Source organism: Burkholderia sp. LFS061 (genome assembly GCF_047978125.1).
Classification (GTDB): domain Bacteria; phylum Pseudomonadota; class Gammaproteobacteria; order Burkholderiales; family Burkholderiaceae; genus Burkholderia; species Burkholderia pyrrocinia_C.
In genome coordinates this window covers 1-348 of record NZ_JBFPFS010000160.1, presented here as the reverse complement: position 1 = coordinate 348, position 348 = coordinate 1, and the positions used below count along the sequence as shown (strand labels likewise).

The following is a 348-nucleotide window of genomic DNA, read 5'->3' as shown; positions in this document are numbered from 1 at the left end:
CATAGATCGTACCGAACAGTCCGTTGAGTCGCTTCAGTGCCTGATTGACCAGCAGCCGCAGCGGCCGCAACGGGTGATCGGCCGGCACGAAGTCTTCCAGCTTCACCGTCGTGAACAGCGGTTCTTGCATCTCGTCCATTCCGCGCATCGCACCCATCCGACCAAGACCATGAACACGTTATCTCTAACGCACCGCCCGCGAAGCCCGTTTACACCGTTCCCAATTTCAACAGCCTGCTAAGTCTTCCCAGTGGTACTGCGACAGCCATTCGTACCGCACGGTCCGGTTGAATCGTTCGACATACGCATTCTGCTGCGGCTTGCCCGGTTGGATGTAGTCGAGCCTGA

General features: G+C 57.8%; 2 pseudogenes. Both read right to left on the bottom strand.

From position 1 onward, the window contains the following. Nucleotides 1–139: pseudogene (locus tag ACNQQL_RS36155) on the bottom strand (IS5/IS1182 family transposase); the annotation flags it as partial. A 99-nt stretch (nt 140–238) separates the two neighbouring features. Continuing rightward, a pseudogene (locus tag ACNQQL_RS36150) lies at nt 239–348 on the bottom strand (integrase core domain-containing protein); the annotation flags it as partial.